Source organism: Paenibacillus sp. FSL L8-0638 (assembly GCF_038593075.1).
GTDB classification, from domain to species: Bacteria; Bacillota; Bacilli; order Paenibacillales; family Paenibacillaceae; genus Paenibacillus; species Paenibacillus polymyxa_D.
On sequence record NZ_CP151960.1, the window covers coordinates 1911655 to 1929290 of the forward strand.

General features: G+C 44.8%; 18 protein-coding genes and 1 other RNA gene. 12 read left to right on the forward strand and 7 right to left on the reverse strand.

What is annotated here, in order from left to right:
- Positions 1-133: 133 nt before the first annotated feature.
- The 3 genes from MKY35_RS08720 (at position 134) to MKY35_RS08730 (ending at position 2535) form a co-directional block, all read left to right on the forward strand.
- On the forward strand, positions 134-1213 hold the full coding sequence (locus tag MKY35_RS08720; RefSeq protein WP_039269998.1) for a tetraprenyl-beta-curcumene synthase family protein: 1080 nt from the start codon (positions 134-136) through the stop codon (positions 1211-1213).
- Between the two features lie 23 nt (positions 1214-1236).
- Complete coding sequence (gene pfkA / locus MKY35_RS08725; RefSeq protein WP_029516704.1) at positions 1237-2208, forward strand: 6-phosphofructokinase; 972 nt, start codon at positions 1237-1239, stop codon at positions 2206-2208.
- 117 nt (positions 2209-2325) lie between these two features.
- Positions 2326-2535: a DUF3906 family protein gene (locus MKY35_RS08730; protein ID WP_013309710.1), complete on the forward strand. Its 210-nt coding sequence runs from the start codon at positions 2326-2328 to the stop codon at positions 2533-2535.
- Here MKY35_RS08730 and MKY35_RS08735 read toward each other — a convergent pair.
- From MKY35_RS08735 to MKY35_RS08750, 4 genes are all read right to left on the reverse strand, one after another.
- The gene (locus MKY35_RS08735; RefSeq protein ID WP_342446144.1) at positions 2532-3902 is read right to left on the reverse strand and encodes an MATE family efflux transporter; all 1371 of its coding nucleotides are present in this window, start codon (positions 3900-3902) and stop codon (positions 2532-2534) included. The genes MKY35_RS08730 and MKY35_RS08735 overlap by 4 nt on opposite strands.
- A gap of 196 nt (positions 3903-4098) precedes the next feature.
- Positions 4099-5277, reverse strand: a complete 1179-nt coding sequence (locus MKY35_RS08740) for a putative glycoside hydrolase (RefSeq protein WP_342446145.1) — start codon at positions 5275-5277, stop codon at positions 4099-4101.
- A gap of 216 nt (positions 5278-5493) precedes the next feature.
- On the reverse strand, positions 5494-5682 hold the full coding sequence (locus MKY35_RS08745) for a hypothetical protein (RefSeq protein WP_080658605.1): 189 nt from the start codon (positions 5680-5682) through the stop codon (positions 5494-5496).
- A 172-nt stretch (positions 5683-5854) separates the two neighbouring features.
- The gene (locus tag MKY35_RS08750; protein ID WP_342446146.1) at positions 5855-6676 is read right to left on the reverse strand and encodes a YitT family protein; all 822 of its coding nucleotides are present in this window, start codon (positions 6674-6676) and stop codon (positions 5855-5857) included.
- Positions 6677-7001: 325 nt separating this feature from the next.
- Between MKY35_RS08750 and MKY35_RS08755 the strand changes: the two genes are divergently transcribed.
- The 4 genes from MKY35_RS08755 to MKY35_RS08770 all read left to right on the forward strand — a co-directional run bounded on the left by MKY35_RS08755 (position 7002) and on the right by MKY35_RS08770 (position 10432).
- Positions 7002-8591 (forward strand): DEAD/DEAH box helicase, encoded by a 1590-nt coding sequence (locus MKY35_RS08755; RefSeq protein ID WP_029516709.1) that lies wholly within the window; start codon positions 7002-7004, stop codon positions 8589-8591.
- Between the two features lie 223 nt (positions 8592-8814).
- Complete coding sequence (locus tag MKY35_RS08760) at positions 8815-9576, forward strand: DUF624 domain-containing protein (RefSeq protein WP_342446147.1); 762 nt, start codon at positions 8815-8817, stop codon at positions 9574-9576.
- A gap of 58 nt (positions 9577-9634) precedes the next feature.
- Positions 9635-9829, forward strand: a non-coding RNA gene (gene ssrS / locus MKY35_RS08765) — 6S RNA.
- Between the two features lie 210 nt (positions 9830-10039).
- Complete coding sequence (locus tag MKY35_RS08770) at positions 10040-10432, forward strand: DUF1499 domain-containing protein (protein ID WP_013309718.1); 393 nt, start codon at positions 10040-10042, stop codon at positions 10430-10432.
- Between the two features lie 92 nt (positions 10433-10524).
- On the opposite strand, the gene tpx is transcribed toward MKY35_RS08770, so the two are convergent.
- On the reverse strand, positions 10525-11043 hold the full coding sequence (gene tpx / locus MKY35_RS08775; protein WP_029516711.1) for a thiol peroxidase: 519 nt from the start codon (positions 11041-11043) through the stop codon (positions 10525-10527).
- A gap of 119 nt (positions 11044-11162) precedes the next feature.
- Between tpx and MKY35_RS08780 the strand changes: the two genes are divergently transcribed.
- Positions 11163-11786, forward strand: a complete 624-nt coding sequence (locus tag MKY35_RS08780; RefSeq protein WP_029516712.1) for a rhomboid family intramembrane serine protease — start codon at positions 11163-11165, stop codon at positions 11784-11786.
- A 97-nt stretch (positions 11787-11883) separates the two neighbouring features.
- On the forward strand, positions 11884-12822 hold the full coding sequence (locus tag MKY35_RS08785) for a LysR family transcriptional regulator (RefSeq protein WP_340955079.1): 939 nt from the start codon (positions 11884-11886) through the stop codon (positions 12820-12822).
- A gap of 88 nt (positions 12823-12910) precedes the next feature.
- Here MKY35_RS08785 and MKY35_RS08790 read toward each other — a convergent pair whose 3' ends face one another.
- The gene (locus tag MKY35_RS08790; RefSeq protein WP_023988023.1) at positions 12911-13582 is read right to left on the reverse strand and encodes a zinc metallopeptidase; all 672 of its coding nucleotides are present in this window, start codon (positions 13580-13582) and stop codon (positions 12911-12913) included.
- Positions 13583-13624: 42 nt separating this feature from the next.
- Positions 13625-14056: a MerR family transcriptional regulator gene (locus tag MKY35_RS08795; RefSeq protein WP_049816952.1), complete on the reverse strand. Its 432-nt coding sequence runs from the start codon at positions 14054-14056 to the stop codon at positions 13625-13627.
- Between the two features lie 295 nt (positions 14057-14351).
- On the opposite strand from MKY35_RS08795, the gene MKY35_RS08800 reads away from it, so the two are divergent.
- Genes MKY35_RS08800 through MKY35_RS08810 form a run of 3 tightly spaced genes read left to right on the forward strand, consistent with a single transcriptional unit; the run spans position 14352 to position 17620 of the window.
- Positions 14352-15755 (forward strand): ammonium transporter, encoded by a 1404-nt coding sequence (locus MKY35_RS08800; protein WP_029516714.1) that lies wholly within the window; start codon positions 14352-14354, stop codon positions 15753-15755.
- 48 nt (positions 15756-15803) lie between these two features.
- Complete coding sequence (locus MKY35_RS08805; protein ID WP_342446148.1) at positions 15804-16886, forward strand: DUF294 nucleotidyltransferase-like domain-containing protein; 1083 nt, start codon at positions 15804-15806, stop codon at positions 16884-16886.
- A complete protein-coding gene (locus tag MKY35_RS08810) occupies positions 16883-17620 on the forward strand; it encodes an exonuclease domain-containing protein (protein WP_342446149.1) in 738 nt (245 codons plus the stop codon). The genes MKY35_RS08805 and MKY35_RS08810 overlap by 4 nt, the downstream gene beginning before the upstream one ends.
- The last annotated feature ends 16 nt before the right edge of the window (positions 17621-17636 follow it).

The window sequence follows — 17636 nt, forward strand, 5'->3', positions numbered from 1 at the left end:
GAACAGCTCATTTTTCTTGAATTTTAAAGAAAAAAGTGAGGTTGTTCATTTGTGCTAAAAGGACGATCATATTATAATGGATATGGTTTGGATAGGTATAATTACGTAGACAACAATGTGGAGGCACCGTCATTTGAGTTATGTTGAGCAAGGACGTTATCAAGTACCGAGAGGCCCCATAGGTCTAATGAGCCGAATGTACAAGCACATTCTCCCTGAAACGAAACAAGAATTGAGTAACTGGAAGAGCAAGGCCGAACAAATTCCGGACCCTGAACTGCGAAGCCAGGCGCTTGCGAGCATAGCGGATAAGACATTTCACTGCGTGGGTGGAGCGGTTTATGCCGCAGCTAATATGTCTGCCCGGCAGACGTTAATTCCGCTGATCGTAGCGTATCAGACCATTAGTGATTATCTGGACAACCTGTGTGATCGCAGTACGTCCATGGACCCGGATGATTTTAGGCTGTTGCATCAGGCTATGCTGGATGCGATTAATCCGACGGCTAGGCCAGTGAATTATTATGAGTTGCGTCGTGAGCAGGAGGATGGCGGTTATTTGACTGGGCTGGTGACAACCTGTCAGTCTTGTGTAAGCAGGCTTCCGGGCTATGAGGCGGCAATGCCTTACGTTCAGGATTTGGCGCGATTATACACGGATTTGCAAGTATACAAGCATATTAAACCCGAGCTGCGGGAACAAGCGCTTTTGGACTGGTGGTCGCTTCATAAAGACCGTACACCAGAGTTGCGCTGGAATGAGTTTGCTGCGGCTACCGGTTCAACTCTGGGGGTCTTTATGCTGTTTCTTGCTGCCAGCGACCAGCATCTGACAGATGCGGGGGCTGCCTCAATACATGCATCGTATTTTCCACATGTGTGCAGTCTTCATATTTTGCTGGATTATCTAATCGATCAAGACGAAGACCGGAAGGGCGGAGATCTTAACTTTTGCAATTATTATGAAGATACCGACATGATGCTAAACCGGATCGCCTACGTTGTGAATCGGGCGCGGGCTGATATTGCAGATGTCCCTGCCAGCTCCTTTCACCGGATGATTATCGAGGGATTGCTGGCTTTATATTTATCCGACCCTAAAGTTAGCGAGCAGCAAGACGTTCGCGCTGTTTCGAGACGTTTAATGAAAAATAGTCCGCTCATGCGTTTGTTTTTCTTATTAAACAGTCGATGGATAAGAAGGCTTATATGATTATTTTGAGGAGGTCATAAACCATGACAGCAGTTAAGAAAATTGCAGTATTAACAAGTGGTGGAGATTCACAAGGGATGAACGCGGCAGTTCGCGCCGTCGTACGTAGCGGATTGTATTTCGGACTGGAAGTATTCGGGATTCAACGTGGTTATCAAGGCCTTTTGAACGACGATATTTTTCCAATGGATCTGAGAAGCGTCGGAGATATTATCCAACGTGGGGGTACTGTACTTCAATCTGCAAGATGCCTGGAATTTACGACTGAAGAAGGGCAGAAAAAAGGCGCGCAAATTTTGCGTGACCGTGGGATTGACGGCGTAGTCGTGATTGGTGGAGACGGTTCCTACCAAGGAGCTAACAAACTGACCAAGCAAGGCATTAAAACCATGTGTCTTCCGGGTACGATTGACAATGACATTTCCTTCACGGACTACACGATTGGCTTTGATACAGCGGTTAGTATTGTAGTGGACGCAATTAACAAGCTGCGGGATACAATGTCATCTCATGAACGTTCTTCCATTGTTGAAGTTATGGGACGTCATTGTGGTGATATTGCTCTGCATGCGGGTCTGGCTTCTGGCGCAGAAACAATTTTGGTGCCTGAGGTAGAATTTGACCTGAACGAAGTATCTGATCGTATGAAACAAAATTTCAAGCATGGCAAGCGCCACAGTATTATTATCGTTGCGGAAGGCGTAGGCAAAGGCGAAAATGTAGCAAAGGTAATCCAAGAAAACTGTCCGGATTATGAGCCTCGTGTTACAGTGCTTGGACACATCCAACGTGGAGGCACACCAACCGCGTTTGACCGCAACCTGGCGAGCCGTTTGGGTGACTTTGCTGTTCGCCAATTGATCGAGGGCATATCTGATAAGGCTTGCGGAACGATCGATGGTAAGTTGGTAGCTACAGATATTGACAAGGTTGTAAATACTAAAAAAGATTTCAACATGGAGCTTTATGAGCTTGCTTTGCGTTTGTCCCAATAATAAGAGCCTTCTACGTACAGTAGATCGGTTCTGATATTGGAAAAGATCAAAATTATGCGGATGACCCGAGTCATCCGCTATTTTTTAGCTTTGAGTTCTATCAGGAGGTAGTCATACATGTACCTATTCAAAATCGAAGTGGATAGTTCGGAAGGAGCGCTGACTGTCATTCTCGCTGCTGAAAATGAAGAACAGGCATTTGAAGAGATTGAACAACATGTGGAGAGACACTTTCTATATCCTCCCAAGCTGAACGAAGTGGCTATTGTGGAGAAAAAACGAATAACTTTAGGCGCAGCATATGTAATCGAGACACGCAAAGGCTAAATAGCCTCTGCGTGTTGTTTTTTTTCGGAGAAACGACGTTGTACTTTCACCAAACGCCAGAGCAGTAAAATAGCGCCTACTGCCAACCCTGTAATCAAACCGATCCAGTAGCCGTAGGGCCCCAATGAAGTCCAGCGTGCCAGTATATATCCTACAGGAAGCCCAATGACCCAATAGGATAGGAATGTGAGCAAAAAGGCTGGATTAACGTCTTTATACCCGCGTAGCGCTCCTTGTGTAGGTGTAGCGACAGCATCAGATATCTGAAAGAAAATCGCATAGATTAGAAAATGCTGTGCCAATTGAATGACCTGCGGATCGGTGGAGTAAAGTCGAGCGACCTGTTCACCCCAGATAAACAGTACAATAGCTGTAATCAGTGATAGACCTACTGCGCTGCTGATGCCCATTACACTATAAGCTTTGGCATCCCGCGGCCGAGTAGCTCCTGTTTCATAGCCAACCAGAATCGTAAGTGCCATGCAAATGCTGAGTGGAATCATATACAACGTAGATGCAAAGTTCATCGCTGCCTGATGTGCGGCTATGGTAGCTGTATTATAGCTACTCATGAAGAGAGTGACGGCTGAAAAGACGGCAGTCTCAAAAAATATTGCAAATCCAATCGGTACTCCAATCTTGATGAGCTCTTTCAAAGCACTAGCAGCAATCCCGTATATTTTGCTGAAGATTCGGTATTCGGCAAATATTTTTCCCCGATGCGCAGTGATACCAGCGACCAGCATAATGATCCAGTAGGTGGTTGCCGTTGCCACCCCGGAGCCTACACCTCCCAGACGCGGAAAACCCCAGTTCCCATAAATAAGTAGATAGTTCAACAAGACATTGATGGGTAACGACATGAGCGTAATTAACATCGTAAAGCGGGTTTGTCCCAATGCATCCATAAAGCTTCGGAGCACCGTGTAGGCAAATAGAGGCACAATTCCGAAGGCCATGGCACAAAGGTAGTACAGAGCTACATTATGAACTCTCAATTCAAGATTCATACCATTTAGAATAGGCTTGACCAAAATGATGCCAACAATCAAAACGACCATGGATAGGGCAAGAGAGAGCCAAAGTGCTTGAATGACATAGTAGGAGACTTTATCTTTGCGCTGTGCTCCCACTAATTGAGATACAATAGGTGTGATAGCCATAAGTATTCCGTTAAGGCCTGTTTGTACAGGAATCCACAGACTTACTCCAATGGCTACTCCAGCCAGATCGGCAGGGGAAAAGTGTCCCGACATATTCGTATCGAAAAAAGTCATGGCAGATAGTGCAAGCTGGGTAATCAGGATAGGGAGCAAAATGTATAAAAGCTGCTTCCATTTCTGCCCCGTTGTTGAAGTCAATTGCATTTTTGTTTTCCTCATTTACTAGGGATTGAATATTCGTATGTATCATAACATGTAAGTATTTATTGTAAGGGATACCGCCACATTTGAACAGTAATAAAAAAGACTGCACCCGTTCGCCAAACAACGGGACAGCCTTCGGAAAAATTATATAATTTCTAAATTTCGTATTAGATAACGAGAAGTCCGGAGGGATAAATTATTTGTAAGTTACTCCGCTTGAATAGCGGTTTGTGGCATTCCAGAGTAAATATTCATCCACTTTCATATCCTTAAGCGCTCGAATTTGGTCCTCTACTTGAGTTTTTCCATACTTAGCATAATGTCCGCTTCCTAACCAACTTGCAGTAAAATCCTGGATCCAAGGACGAATAATTGGCTTTAGCTTGCCCGTCGGATCTAGCTTTTTGTGTGTATCGGCCATGGAGCCTTTAATCGTCTGGTAGGGATTCTTATCAGGGTCTTTTACACCGAACCAGCCTGTGGTGTAGTGACTTGGATAAACCATGGGTGAAATGACATCCACATTTTCGGAAATTTTAGTGAAATCCTGCCCGATTCCCTCCGCAGCAGGGACAGATGCAGCATATCCGAAAATATCTACGGATACTCGTACACCTAATGGAGCAAGCTCTCTGCGGGCATATTGTACGAATTCAGCGACTGCATCCGAGCGGGATTGATCTGATTTGGTATATTTCAGCTTGTCTGCTCTTTTCTCAAAGCCTTCGGGGAAACGTACATAGTCAAATTGAATTTCCTTAAAACCAAGTTTGGCTGCTTCCTTAGCGATGGCTATATTATAATCCCATACTTCTTTATTATAGGGATTGACGAACCCGTCTCCCTTGTCGTTTTTCCAGACAGAGCCGTCAGGATTACGGAAAGACATCTCGGGATTTTTGTTGGCCAGTACCGTATCTTTAAATACGACAATACGAGCAATCGGGTAAACATTATGCTTTTTCAATCGGTCCATCAAACCGGAAATATCCCGAATGAATTTTTGCGGCTTGCCCAATTTGAGCAGCTCGGGATTGGTCGTTGGATAAGTGATATAACCTGCATCGTCTTTAATATCAATAACCATGGAATTGAGCTCTGTCTTATCAAGCAGTTCAAGCAGCTGGGCCATACGCGAACCGCCTGCGCTATAAGCTGTGACATAGATGCCCTTGATAGCAGGAGTCGTCGGTTGTGGGTCAATTTTAACCGGAGGATTGGAGGCATCCACCTTCATCTTATTGTGCTGAGCCTGAATCATGGCGCTGCTAATTGTTGTTGCCACCGTATCTTTTACATTTGGAGCGTTGGCTGACTGGTCCCCGTTTCCGCCTATCCCCATCGCCAATAGCATAATTGCCCAAATCATATTCATTTCCTAACTCTCTCCCTTATGGATGTCACTTACCTGATTATACGTAAAGTTATGTATCGAAAAACAACACGCTTGTAACTTATACTGGAATCATCAGGCACAGTCTTACATGATTAACCCAACTTATGTTCATTGAATCCATAAAAATGCATAAATAATGCCGCTCTCTTCGCAGTTGTAGATGCAACCGGAAGAAGCGGCACTTGGTAAAGAAATTTATTGAAGATAATTATTGTCTTGATGCTCGCAAATACTGTACTGAATAATTTCTAGCGCATCCGTTGGCTTGAGTATGGACATCCCGTCCCGAAGCACAATCATCGAGTTCAGCTCATCCTTTTTGAGAGAAGGGAGCATTTCCGGGTACCATCTTAAGACAATGTCGGACAGTTTTACCGTTTCCATTTCCACAAAAATCACCCTTTCCTGCTCGGAATCATTCCAAAAGAATCATTCAATACGATTCGGAAAAGCAAAGTGCCTGTGAAATAGCAGGTAAAGCTGGTCTTTATATACTATGGGAACAGCGCACATATAGTGTACCACAGAAACTGTATTTTGACACTTGGGTTTGTGCTTATCTTCGGCGAAATGAACCCATCACCCCAACCGTTTCCACAATATTGACAAAAGCAGAAGGGTCCACCTCTTTAATGATCCGTTTTAATTCAACTAGCTCATAGCGTGTCGTGACAGTCATCAGCATGTCCTTTTCGGTATGTGAAAATGCGCCTTCAATTTTTATTTTGCTAACACCGCGTGGTGTGGTTAACATCCGCTCCAGTAGCTTGTCGGTGTGTTCTGTAATAATGTAGACGGTAATCTTCGTGTGACTGACATAGATTTGATCTAACACTTTGCCAGTCACAAAAATAGATAGCATCGACGCAAGTGCAATATTCCAATCATCGTTCAAATATCCTGCTGCAAGAATGACCAGTCCATTCATGCCAACAAGTACAGTTCCTACGGGGAAGTCACGATAACGAGTGACGATGGAACCGATAATGTCAAAACCGCCCGTAGACCCCCCTACCCGAAAGGAAATTCCTACTCCAACGCCGATCATCACTCCTCCAAAAACGGAGGCTAGCAGGGGGTCCGACACGACAGATCGCACCGGCACTAAGGCCAAAATCCATGTTGTAACGACAACGGATAAAATGCTCAGGCTAATAAAACGCTTGCCTAAAATAAACCAGCCTGCAATAAGCATCGGGATATTGATAATAAAATACATCGCGCTGATATCAAATTTTGTGAAGTAGCCGATTAACATGGAAAGCCCAGCTACTCCTCCGCTCAGCAAGTGGTGTGGCACGAGAAACAGATTAAAACCGCATGCAATGGCAGCGGCTCCAAGAATGACAGTTAAGCAGTTTAACACCATTTTTAACAACTTATTTTCACCTCATTTAAATTATACGAGAAGCAACTTGCTGGTATTCATGAATTGTTCTGTGCTATAATGCGATGTGGATATTCTTGAGTAGGGACCTATGTCCAGAGAAACACTTAAAATTTAAACTGTTTTAAAAAGGATAAATTCGTTTAAGATGTATCGGATAGGTTCCCCAAATTCATTACAGAAAGATGCAGTTATAGGTCTAAATAAACTGTCACTGTATTGGGGAAAACTTATACAATAATATCGCTACTTAAGAATACAGACAACATTGTGGATTGTCCACCACATCCACCATTAAGAAGGAGTTTGAATAAATTTGACGACATTTGCAGAATTTGATCTTGAACCGAAAGTAATTCAGGCGATTACAGAACTGGGTTTTGAAGAAGCAACACCAATTCAATCGCAATCCATCCCGATTGCACTACAAGGCAGAGACATGATTGGCCAAGCCCAAACAGGTACGGGTAAAACTGCTGCGTTTGGTATTCCGCTGATCAACAAAATTTCTAGAAGCGACGAAAAAATCAGAGCTCTGATCATGGCACCAACACGTGAGCTTGCTATCCAGGTAGCTGAAGAAATCGAAAAACTCTCCCGTTTCAAAGGTCTTCGTACTTTGCCAATCTATGGTGGACAAGATATCGTACGCCAGATTCGCGCTTTGAAAAAGAAACCTCAAATTATTATTGGTACGCCAGGACGCTTGCTTGACCATATTAATCGTAAAACCATCAAGCTGGAAGATGTAAACACAGTTGTTTTGGATGAAGCAGATGAAATGTTGGATATGGGTTTTATGGAAGATATTCAATCCATTCTGAAGCAAGTTCCAGACGAGCGTCAAACGATGCTTTTCTCGGCTACAATGCCTCCTAATATTAAAAGATTGGCTGAACAATTCCTCAAAAATCCTGAGCATGTTTCAGTTATTCCTAAACAAGTTAGTGCTCCACTGATTGATCAGGCCTATATCGAAGTTCCTGAGCGTCAAAAATTCGAAGCATTGAGCCGTTTGATCGACATGGAATCCCCAGAACTTGCTATCGTATTTGGCCGTACCAAGCGTCGGGTAGACGAGTTGGCTGAAGCTCTGCAAAAACGCGGATATTCTGCAGACGGTTTGCATGGTGACTTGTCTCAAAACCAGCGTGATGCTGTAATGCGTAAATTCCGTGACGGAAGCATCGATGTGCTCGTAGCGACTGATGTAGCTGCCCGCGGTTTGGACGTTTCCGGCGTAACTCACGTTGTGAACTTTGACCTTCCGCAAGATCCAGAAAGCTATGTTCACCGTATTGGACGTACTGGACGTGCAGGTAAAGAAGGGGAAGCTTGGTCTTTCGTAACGCCTCGTGAAATTGACCATTTGCACTTTATCGAACGTGTAACTCGTCACCGCATTCCACGCAAGCCGCTTCCAACGTTGGCTGAAGCTCTGGAAGGCAAACAACGTATCATTGCTGAACGTCTCCTAGAGGCTGTAGAAAGCGGCGAGCTGAACGAGTACAAAGGTTTGGCTATTCAAATGCTGGAACAATATGATTCTGTACAACTTCTCTCCGCAGCTCTGAAACTGATGACTGGTGAGAAGAGAGAAGCATCGATTGAGCTGACTCCAGAAGATCCGATCCGTGCAAAACGTCGTAAACCAGACGTGCGTTCTGGCGGTCGCAAGCCTTCCAACTACAGCGGTCGCAGCAACGGTGGTTACAATTCCAATCGTTCCGGTGGTAGCGGCGGTAGTGGCAGCAAAGGTGGATATGGCGGTTACAACCGTGGCAAAGAAGGCGGTGGCTACAACCGTGATTCCGGAAGCCGTTACAGTGGAGATCGCAAACCACGCCCGAGCAGCAATGGGGAAACTCGTCGTCCTGCAAGACGTGAAGATTCCTCTTCCGAATAAGAAATGAAATAATGAAAAGTCGAAGCAGATGAAGCTTCGGCTTTTTCGTTATGATTGAATCAGTATGTATGAACCTTTTAGCAATCTGCTTTAATGAGGCACTTATTGATTTCACTGGCGCATTAGGGCTGAAATACGGTATGATATAGCCAAGAGCCGGAATTTATAGGCATAGCAACATGAGTCTTGGAACTGCCAAGGCTTGCGGAGGGAGAGACTGACATTGGAGTTTAAAGGAGCTATGGGTGGTATTTACCGCCTGACCGAGTGGATTACCCGACTGGCGGCTACAAATTTGTTATGGGTGTTATGTTCGTCGCCTTTTGTATTCTGCCTCATACTGAAACTACTTGTAATGAATCAGAATTTGGCTAATGAATCTTTACAAATGAATTGGGCGATGGCTGTTTTGGCACCGCTTACTTTATTTCCAGCCACATCGGCTATGTTCACAGTGGTTCGCAAATGGGTAATGGGGGATACCGATACAGGCGTGTTTCGTACCTTTTTTAAAGGGTACAAAGAGAACTATAAGCAGAGTCTGATCGGGGGTATCTTTTACACGTTACTGTTTGTCATCATGTATGTGGATTATACCGTATATATGACACAACTCAGCAACTTGCAAATCGTGGGCGTAATTATGCTCATTCTTATCATTATTTTGCTTGTGTCTATGTTTAACTTCTTTTCGATGGTGGCTCATTATCATATGTCTACCGGACAAATTATCAAAAATGCGGTTTTACTGACACTGATTCGACCATTCCGTGTATTTTCCACCATGCTCGGTAGCGCCATTGTTATATTTATCGGAGTCAAATATCCTGTGCTTTTCTTATTCTTCATCGGTAGTGTAGTTGCCTGGTTCGCTTTCTTTAATTTTTATGGAACATTCCTTAAAATGCAGGATCAAATGGAAAAGATGAAGCAGAAAGATGAAGATACGGCAAGCATTGAAGACAAGAAAAGTGATAACCTCTAAAAATAAAACATATTTCTCCTAGCATTTACTTTCTGAGTGAGAAGCGCTATAATAAGGTCACATCCTGCGATGCACGTTACGGTCATTTGTTGTTTTGAACCAATGACAATGTCTAGGGAGATCTATACGGATGAATAGCTGAAAAGCCCTGTCAATTCCTGACAAGGGGACTTCAAAAGTTTATTCTGCGGTCACCCACCTGCTAAAGCAGGTTCAGAAGACGCTATGGTCGGACGGCATCGGCGGGTACTCCAAAGATAATGAATACACTCTGTTCATGCTTCTTGCAGAAACAGGGTGTTTTTTGTATGCAACAATGTTAAACTAAGACATGAGGTACTAAGGTCGCATACCACAGGTATGGTCGGTTAACTTTTTGTTGTTTAACGTTTTATAAAGCGCTTGCAGCAAAAAAACCGATGTGCTGCATTATGGCAACGATTATCGTGAAGGAGGAAATGTCTTGTCGTTGAAGAGGACTCTGGTAGGGATTGTGCGCAGCCAAGAAGGTACAAGCGACCGGGTCAAGGACCCCCAAATGAAGACACGCTATTATAACTTATCGAGAGACAAGGCTTGGGAAGAAGTATCATCTATTCTAAAAAAAATTCCTGGCTACAAGGTTCTTCATGAGGTAGCATCCGTAGGTGAAATTACGTTAGAGAAGCGAACGGCGTTCGGTAGAACCGTCGACATTACCGTTTCCATATTGTCTGTCTCACCAGTTCGGAGTGCGGTGGATATTTATTCTGCTTCACGCGGATCGCTAGGGGACTTGGGCGCGAATTACCGCATCATTTTGCAACTGTTCGCTGTGATTGACAAGAAGCTGTCTGCTCATAAGGTTGTGCAGTGATTGTAGATGTGTGAGCAGTGATGTGGCAGACAAACGTCAAAAAAAGCGAGGAAGGCAACCCTTCACTCGCTTTTTTAATATGCTGTCTTGATTTAGACAAGTTTTTTCACTGCTGCAATCGCTTGGTCATAGTCAGGGTGTTCGGACATTTCGCTCAAGTATTCTACGTAAGCAATTTTGTCATTTTGATCAATCACAAAAATAGCTCTATGATCCAAATGGAATTCCTTGATGAACACACCATAAGCTTCGCCAAAGGAATGATCCTTATAGTCGGACAGTGTCAATACGCGGTCAATACCGGCAGCACCGCACCAACGAGCTTGAGCGAAAGGCAGATCGACGCTGACAGTCAGCACCACGACTTGATCCCCAAGGGAATCAGCTTCCTGGTTAAAACGTCGAGTCTGTGCGTCACACACACCTGTATCCAAAGAAGGAACAACACTGATCAGTTTGACTTTGCCTGCAAAGTCTTGGAGCGTAGCTGCTTCTAACAGGTTTTTCTGTAATTTGAAATCAGGTGCCTGATCTCCAACCTTCAGTTCAGGACCTAAGAGTGTCAAAGCATTGCCTTTAAAAGTAGCAGCTCCTGTACGTTCTTGTGCCATATGTAATAGCCTCCTTGGTTTTTAGCATTGGTTATCGTTGCCGAAATCTATTATAATCTTTTATAAAAGACATTGTCCAATTTGAATAAGGTGGAGACACCCATGAAGGAAGGATTGCCTTGATTTTTTTACGTTATGAGAACTGGAAAAGTTATTTGCGGTTTTACCCAGTAACCTGTCTGATTTTGCTCATCAATATTGTGATGTTTATTGTACTCACCGTACAGGGTGGATCGGAAAATAGTTTGACGCTGATCCGATATGGAGCTTTGATTAATGAGGCGCCATTCACCGATCAACTGTGGCGATATGTATCAGCCATGTTTTTACATGCAGGGTTTGATCATCTTCTGTTCAATTCCTTTGCCATACTCGTCTTCGCTCCTCCGCTGGAGCGTTTGCTGGGGTCCTTCCGCTATGTGTTATTGTATCTGGTCACGGGTATTGTAGGGAACATACTGTCCATTGCCCATTACAACATGGTGGCGGAAACGACAGTCTCTGTAGGAGCCTCAGGAGCGATTTATGGCATCTATGGGGCGTTTCTGTACGTTGCCTTGTTCCAACGTTCCTTGATGGATGATGCTTCGCGCAAAACGCTGTACACGCTGCTTGGGTTTGGTATTTTGTTTTCTTTTGCTGTAGCGAACATTAATTGGACCGCTCACTTTGGGGGATTACTCAGTGGATTTTTCATGTATGGATTATTGATTAGATTGACTGGCCAGCGCAAACGCCACTAAAGACAGTTTTACCGTAAGTTAGCAGGGAAGAAAGAGGATGATGTTCGATTGACGTCTTCTTCCGGATGTTGAAAAACAGATTGGAGCGAATATCGGAGTGGAATTACGACAGTTACAATACTTCATGAAGGTAGCGCAAAAAGAACATGTCACTCAGGCAGCCGAGGAGCTACATGTGGCGCAATCTGCGGTAAGTCGGCAAATTCATCAGCTTGAAGAGGAGCTGGGAGTTAATCTTTTTATGCAAAAGGGTCGCAATTTGCAGCTTACGCCAGTGGGACAGCTATTTTGCAAACGGGTTGAGACGATTATAAAAGATCTAGAGCGAGCTGTTTTGGAGGTCCATGAGTTTTTGGATCCTGAGGGGGGCGAAATCCGCATCGGTTTTCCGCACAGTTTGGGGATTCATCTTATTCCTACGGTGGTGGCTGAATTCCGAAAGCGGTATCCCAATGTTAAATTTAGATTTAAACAGGGGATGTATCCGAGTTTAATTCGTGATGTGTTAGCGGGTGAGGTGGACTTGGCTTTTGTATCTCCTTTTCCGGATCGTCATGATCATGTGGAGGGGGATGTGGTGCTGACCGAGGAGCTGTTTGCTGTTCTCCCGCCCAATCATCCTTTAGCTACGGCCAAACATATCACGCTGAGTCAGCTTAAAGGAGAAAAATTCATCCTGTTCAGAGATGGATATTCGTTACGTCCGATTGTCTGGCAGGCTTGTCTGGAGGCAGGATTTACGCCGGATATCGCTTTTGAAGGTGAAGAGACAGATACGATTCGCGGATTAGTTGCGGCTGGTATGGGAGTCAGTCTTTTGCCTGAAATGGCGTTGTTTCAGACCAACCCGCTTCAACCTGCAAGAGTGTCAATTGTTGACCCAGAAGTCACGAGAACTATAGGCTTGATTCATCGCAAAGATGACAAGCTACCATTAGTTGCAAAGTCATTCCGGACTTTTTTGTTGCAATATTTTGGCCTTAAAGGTAGTGTTGCTACTCCGAGTGGAAGTGCAAAAGCGGATTTAGGACAGTGAGTATAGCTGATTGGTTTTAGATAAAGAAAAAAGGTTGTTCTCTACCGTTAACTTGGTAGAGGAACAACCTTTTTTGCAACACAAGCAATTAATCCCGGCTGTTGAAGATACCGATTAAGCGGATTAGTTCCAGCAAGGAAACAAGAGCTGCAGCCACATAAGTTAATGCAGCAGCATTTAATACTTTGGCTATACCCCGTTCTTCATCACTACGGATAAACCCTTCGGAAACCATAATTTCTCGGGCCCGGTTGGAAGCATTAAATTCAACCGGTAATGTAATTAATTGAAAAGCAACAGTAGCCGAGAAAAAGATAATACCCAAGCCAATCAGGTTCGTGTAGCTGAATAAGAAACCGGCAATCAGCAGAAACGGTGCAATCCCGGAAGCAAAGTTTACGATCGGAAAGATCCGGTGACGGAGTGCCAGCATGGGATAATGCTCTTTATGCTGAATGGCATGACCAACCTCGTGACAAGCTACGGCAACTGCGGAAATGGATTTTTCATAATAAACGGGCTCGGACAGCCGTACGACTCTTTGCATTGGATCATAATGGTCAGATAACGCACCAGGTACTGGTTCAATAGGCACATCATGCAAACCATTGCGATCTAGCATATGCCGAGCTGCATCATAACCGGTCAACCCATTTTCATTTGGGACATCAGACCATTTATTAAAAGTACCTTTTACACGGAATTGCGCCCATAAGGATAATCCGAACGCAAGAATAATCAATATATACATACCCATCATAAAGCAACCCTCCAATATTGTTCGTCATACTAGCCCGGGTATCTACATCATAGAACTATGCTCCAGCAGATACTTCAGAGCTTCGATACAAGCGGCGCTTTGTGGTAGTAGACCAGTAAGCAACTTGCGCGCTTGAACGGGCTTGAGCTGCCCCAAGAGAGGTTGTAGTTCATTGACTTCACGTTCTAGACGCTGCATGTGCATCTCCAGACTCGTTAGTTTGTCAGTGACGTGCTCTTCCCCCGCAACCGAGTTCCATTTAATCAGTGTCTGTCTGATTTCCTCTAGGCTATACTTCTCTTGTTTCATTTGGTTAATACGTTCAAGCCTGTTTAAGGTTTCATCATTATAGAGCCGATAATTTTTCAATGATCGTTCTTCAGGTGTGATCAAACCAAGCTTTGTGTAATAATCAATAGTTCGTTCGCTGACACCAGCCGTCTTGGCTAGCTCACCAATTCGATACAGCTTCATATCCCCATCTGTCTTCACCTCGCGCTCTTCGTTCAACCTTCAATATTAGCATTTGCAAACGGAGTGTTTATAAAGAATATTTTACATGATTCCCAACCATACAGTCAAACGTTATGCTTTTATTTGGACAGAAACAACCTACTTTTATAGTTAGTAAATATGACATGTAGTGTTTGAAACCCTATTTTTTTAACATAATAAAAAAAATCTTGTCAACTTTCATGTATTCTGATTATAATGACAATAAGAATTTCATGAAATGTAAAGAAACTTAACATTCGAGGGAGTGGGCTTCATGAGAAAAAAGTGGTTAGTTGTATTATTGGCCATGCTGACAGTATTAGCTTTTCCGGTAGGTGCGTTTGCTGCTGACGGTCCGACGAATATTCAACTTCAAGCCGGGCTAAACACGGCCTTTACGTTCTTGGCATTTATACTTGTATTTTTTATGCAAGCGGGATTTGCATTGCTGGAGGCAGGCTCGACACGAATGAAGAATGCGGGTCATGTCGCTGGTAAAACGATTCTCACCACGGGTGTTGCGGCTTTGTCCTTCTGGGCACTTGGATTTGGATTCGGCTTTGGTAATGATGGCGGAAACGGATTTATGGGACTGACGGGTTTCTTCATGAGTGGTACGGATGCGGCTGCATCGTTTGATGCTCTCTCAGGTCTGGATGTTCCGATTACAATTATGTTTTTGTTCCACTTTGCTTTCGCTGCGGTATCACTTTCTATCGCATGTGGAGGGATGGCAGAGCGTGCAAAATTAAGTGTATACATTATTTTCGGTATTTTGTTCTCCATCGTGATCTATCCGGTTGTAGCTCACTGGGTGTGGGGCGGTGGATGGCTTGGTAAGTTGGGGATGCAGGATTATGCCGGTTCGACAGTAGTCCATTTGACAGGCGCTACGGCAGCACTCGTCGCTACCCTACTGCTCAAACCGCGTCTGGGCAAGTTTAATAAAGATGGCAAGCCGAACATTATCCCTGGTCATAACCAGGTGTACTCTATCTTGGGTGTTATTATTCTCTGGTTTGGTTGGTTTGGGTTTAACCCGGGTAGTGCTGTATCGGCTATGAACGACGGATTCTTTGGATATGTGGCCTTGACAACCAATATTGCTGCTGCGGCAGGTGGGGTTTTCGCTTTGCTCGTATCCTGGATGGTATATGGAAAAGCAGATATTCCTGCTATGCTAAACGGTGTGCTGGCGGCTTTGGTTGCTATTACTGGTTCTTGTGCCTTTGTAGCACCTTGGGCGGCATTGGTCATTGGTGCAGTTGCAGGGATCGTTACTTTCTTCACAGCGCAATGGTTCGAGCGTGCAAGAGTAGACGACCCGGTATATGCTTTCTCCGTGCACGGTGTTGCAGGGATGTGGGGCGCGGTGTCCACAGGGTTCTTCGCTACTCCTGAGCTTGTAAAAATAACTGGTGTAGGTCAAGCGGGTCTGTTCTATGGTGGTGGATTTACCCAATTAGGAGTACAGCTGCTTGGACTGATTGGCACTTTGGCTTTCGTGTTCGTCATTTCCTTCATTATTCTGGGTGCGATGAAAGCGATTATGGGTATTCGCGTTACAGAAGAGGAAGAAACAATGGGATTGGATATCAGTGAACACGGTACGTACGGCTATCCTGAGCAAATGAAGTTGGTTGCTGAGGCTGAAAAGCGTTCTGGAATTGTGAACTAATATGTAAAATATAAAGAACCAGTATGGATGAGCGGAGGAGATGGAAGTATGGAACTGCAAAATATGGCCCCTTGGGTGAGTTCCGCCGAAGCGATTGATCATGCAGATACACCTGAATCGCTAAGGCAGGCCAGGGTCGACTCTCAAAAATGGCTGCTGGCTTCTCAAGCCTCCGCTCCGTTATCAGACTGGTTACAAACGGCGAATGAAATGCATGACCGCATCGCGGCCAGAGCTGTACAAATGTGCGAAAAAGGGATGGTTGAGGATGGCTTCGGCCCTCCTCCCGTCCCTTACGCATTTATAGCCTTCGGAAGCATGGGGCGCTCGGAATCAACGCTGTGGAGTGACCAGGATAACGGTATGATTATCAGTGACATAATATCTGCCGACAAAGAATTATATTTTAGAGAGTTTGGTCGCAAAGTGTCTGCGATGTTAGAGTATTTGGGATATCCCAAATGTGAGGGGAAAGTAATGTGCTCGGAGCCGTTGTGGCGTCAAACATTATCTGAATGGCAAAAACAGCTAACAAAATGGTCGGACGATTTTGCTTGGGAGCCGATCCGTTATCTGATTATCTCGTCTGATATGAGGCATATCGCTGGAGATGAACGACTATCTGCAAACTGGAAACGAAGTTTTTATGAATTGTTCCGAATACATCCTGATTTACCCTCGGCGGTACTTAGGAACACGGTGAGGCATAAAGCGACACTTAATATTTTAGGTCAGGTTGTTACCGAGCGCTTCGGTGAGCATGCGGGCGATTTTGATGTGAAATACGGGTTGTACATTCCGCTGGTGAACGCAGTCCGTTTTTTGGCGTTGCAACATGGTGTAGAGGAAACCTCCACCTTCAAAAGGCTCAGTCGTCTCGCATCACTGGAAGCGGCACCGTTGCCTTTACTCGATGCTTGCGAGCGTGCCTTTCGGATTGCGCTTCAGCTACGAATGGCTACACCAGTGAAGGAGAATGATGGATTGCTGGTCAGCAATGGCTACCTGGCTGTAAAGCCGCTGAAACAAGGTAAAGGCTGGCATGAGTTGCGCGAGGCGCTTTCGACGGTACGACGGCTGCATCGTGCGTTGCAAAGGCAGTTGCGATTTATGGAAGGGAGAAGGTCATGAAGGAACCAGCGCAGGGAAGTGGCTTCTGGAGCGCTCTCCGCAGAGGAGGAGTGCCGTCTGCGATCGCATCTGTAATGGGGGCTCCTACGGCTCAACAGATGGCGTTTATTCGCTCCTTAACCCGGGAGCAACGGCGCTCTGAAGTATTGCGGACCCCGCTGGATCGTTTGGAAACGGTAGTTTTTGATCTGGAGACAACGGGATTTTCAGCACAGCATGGAGATGAGATTTTATCGTTCGGGGCGATTCGGGTTGTCGGGGACATGATTATGGAAAAAGAGCAGTTTTATACGCTTGTTAATCCACGGACTGTGATTCCTGAGTACATTACCGAACTAACTGGGATTACCCGGGAAATGACGGATGAAGCTCCACCACTTATGAATGGACTGCACGACTTTATGTCCTTTGTAGGTGGGCGAGTACTTGTAGCACATGCTAGTGCTCATGATAAGGCCTTTTTGAATGCTGCGTTATGGAAAACATCTAAAGTTCAATTGACTCATCGTGTTCTGGATACGATGATGCTTGCCAAATGGCTTGAGCCACAGCAACATCAAACCTACAGTTTGGATGAATTGTTGACCTCCCAATCCATTCCGATTGAAGGGCGGCACCATGCGTTAGAGGATGCGAAAATGACGGCTAAGCTGTGGGTAGCTTATGTTCAGGAAATGTTGAAGCGTAATGTGACCAATTTGGCAGATGTCTACGCGCATTTAAGTCATGCCTGATTCAGTGCAAGGCATA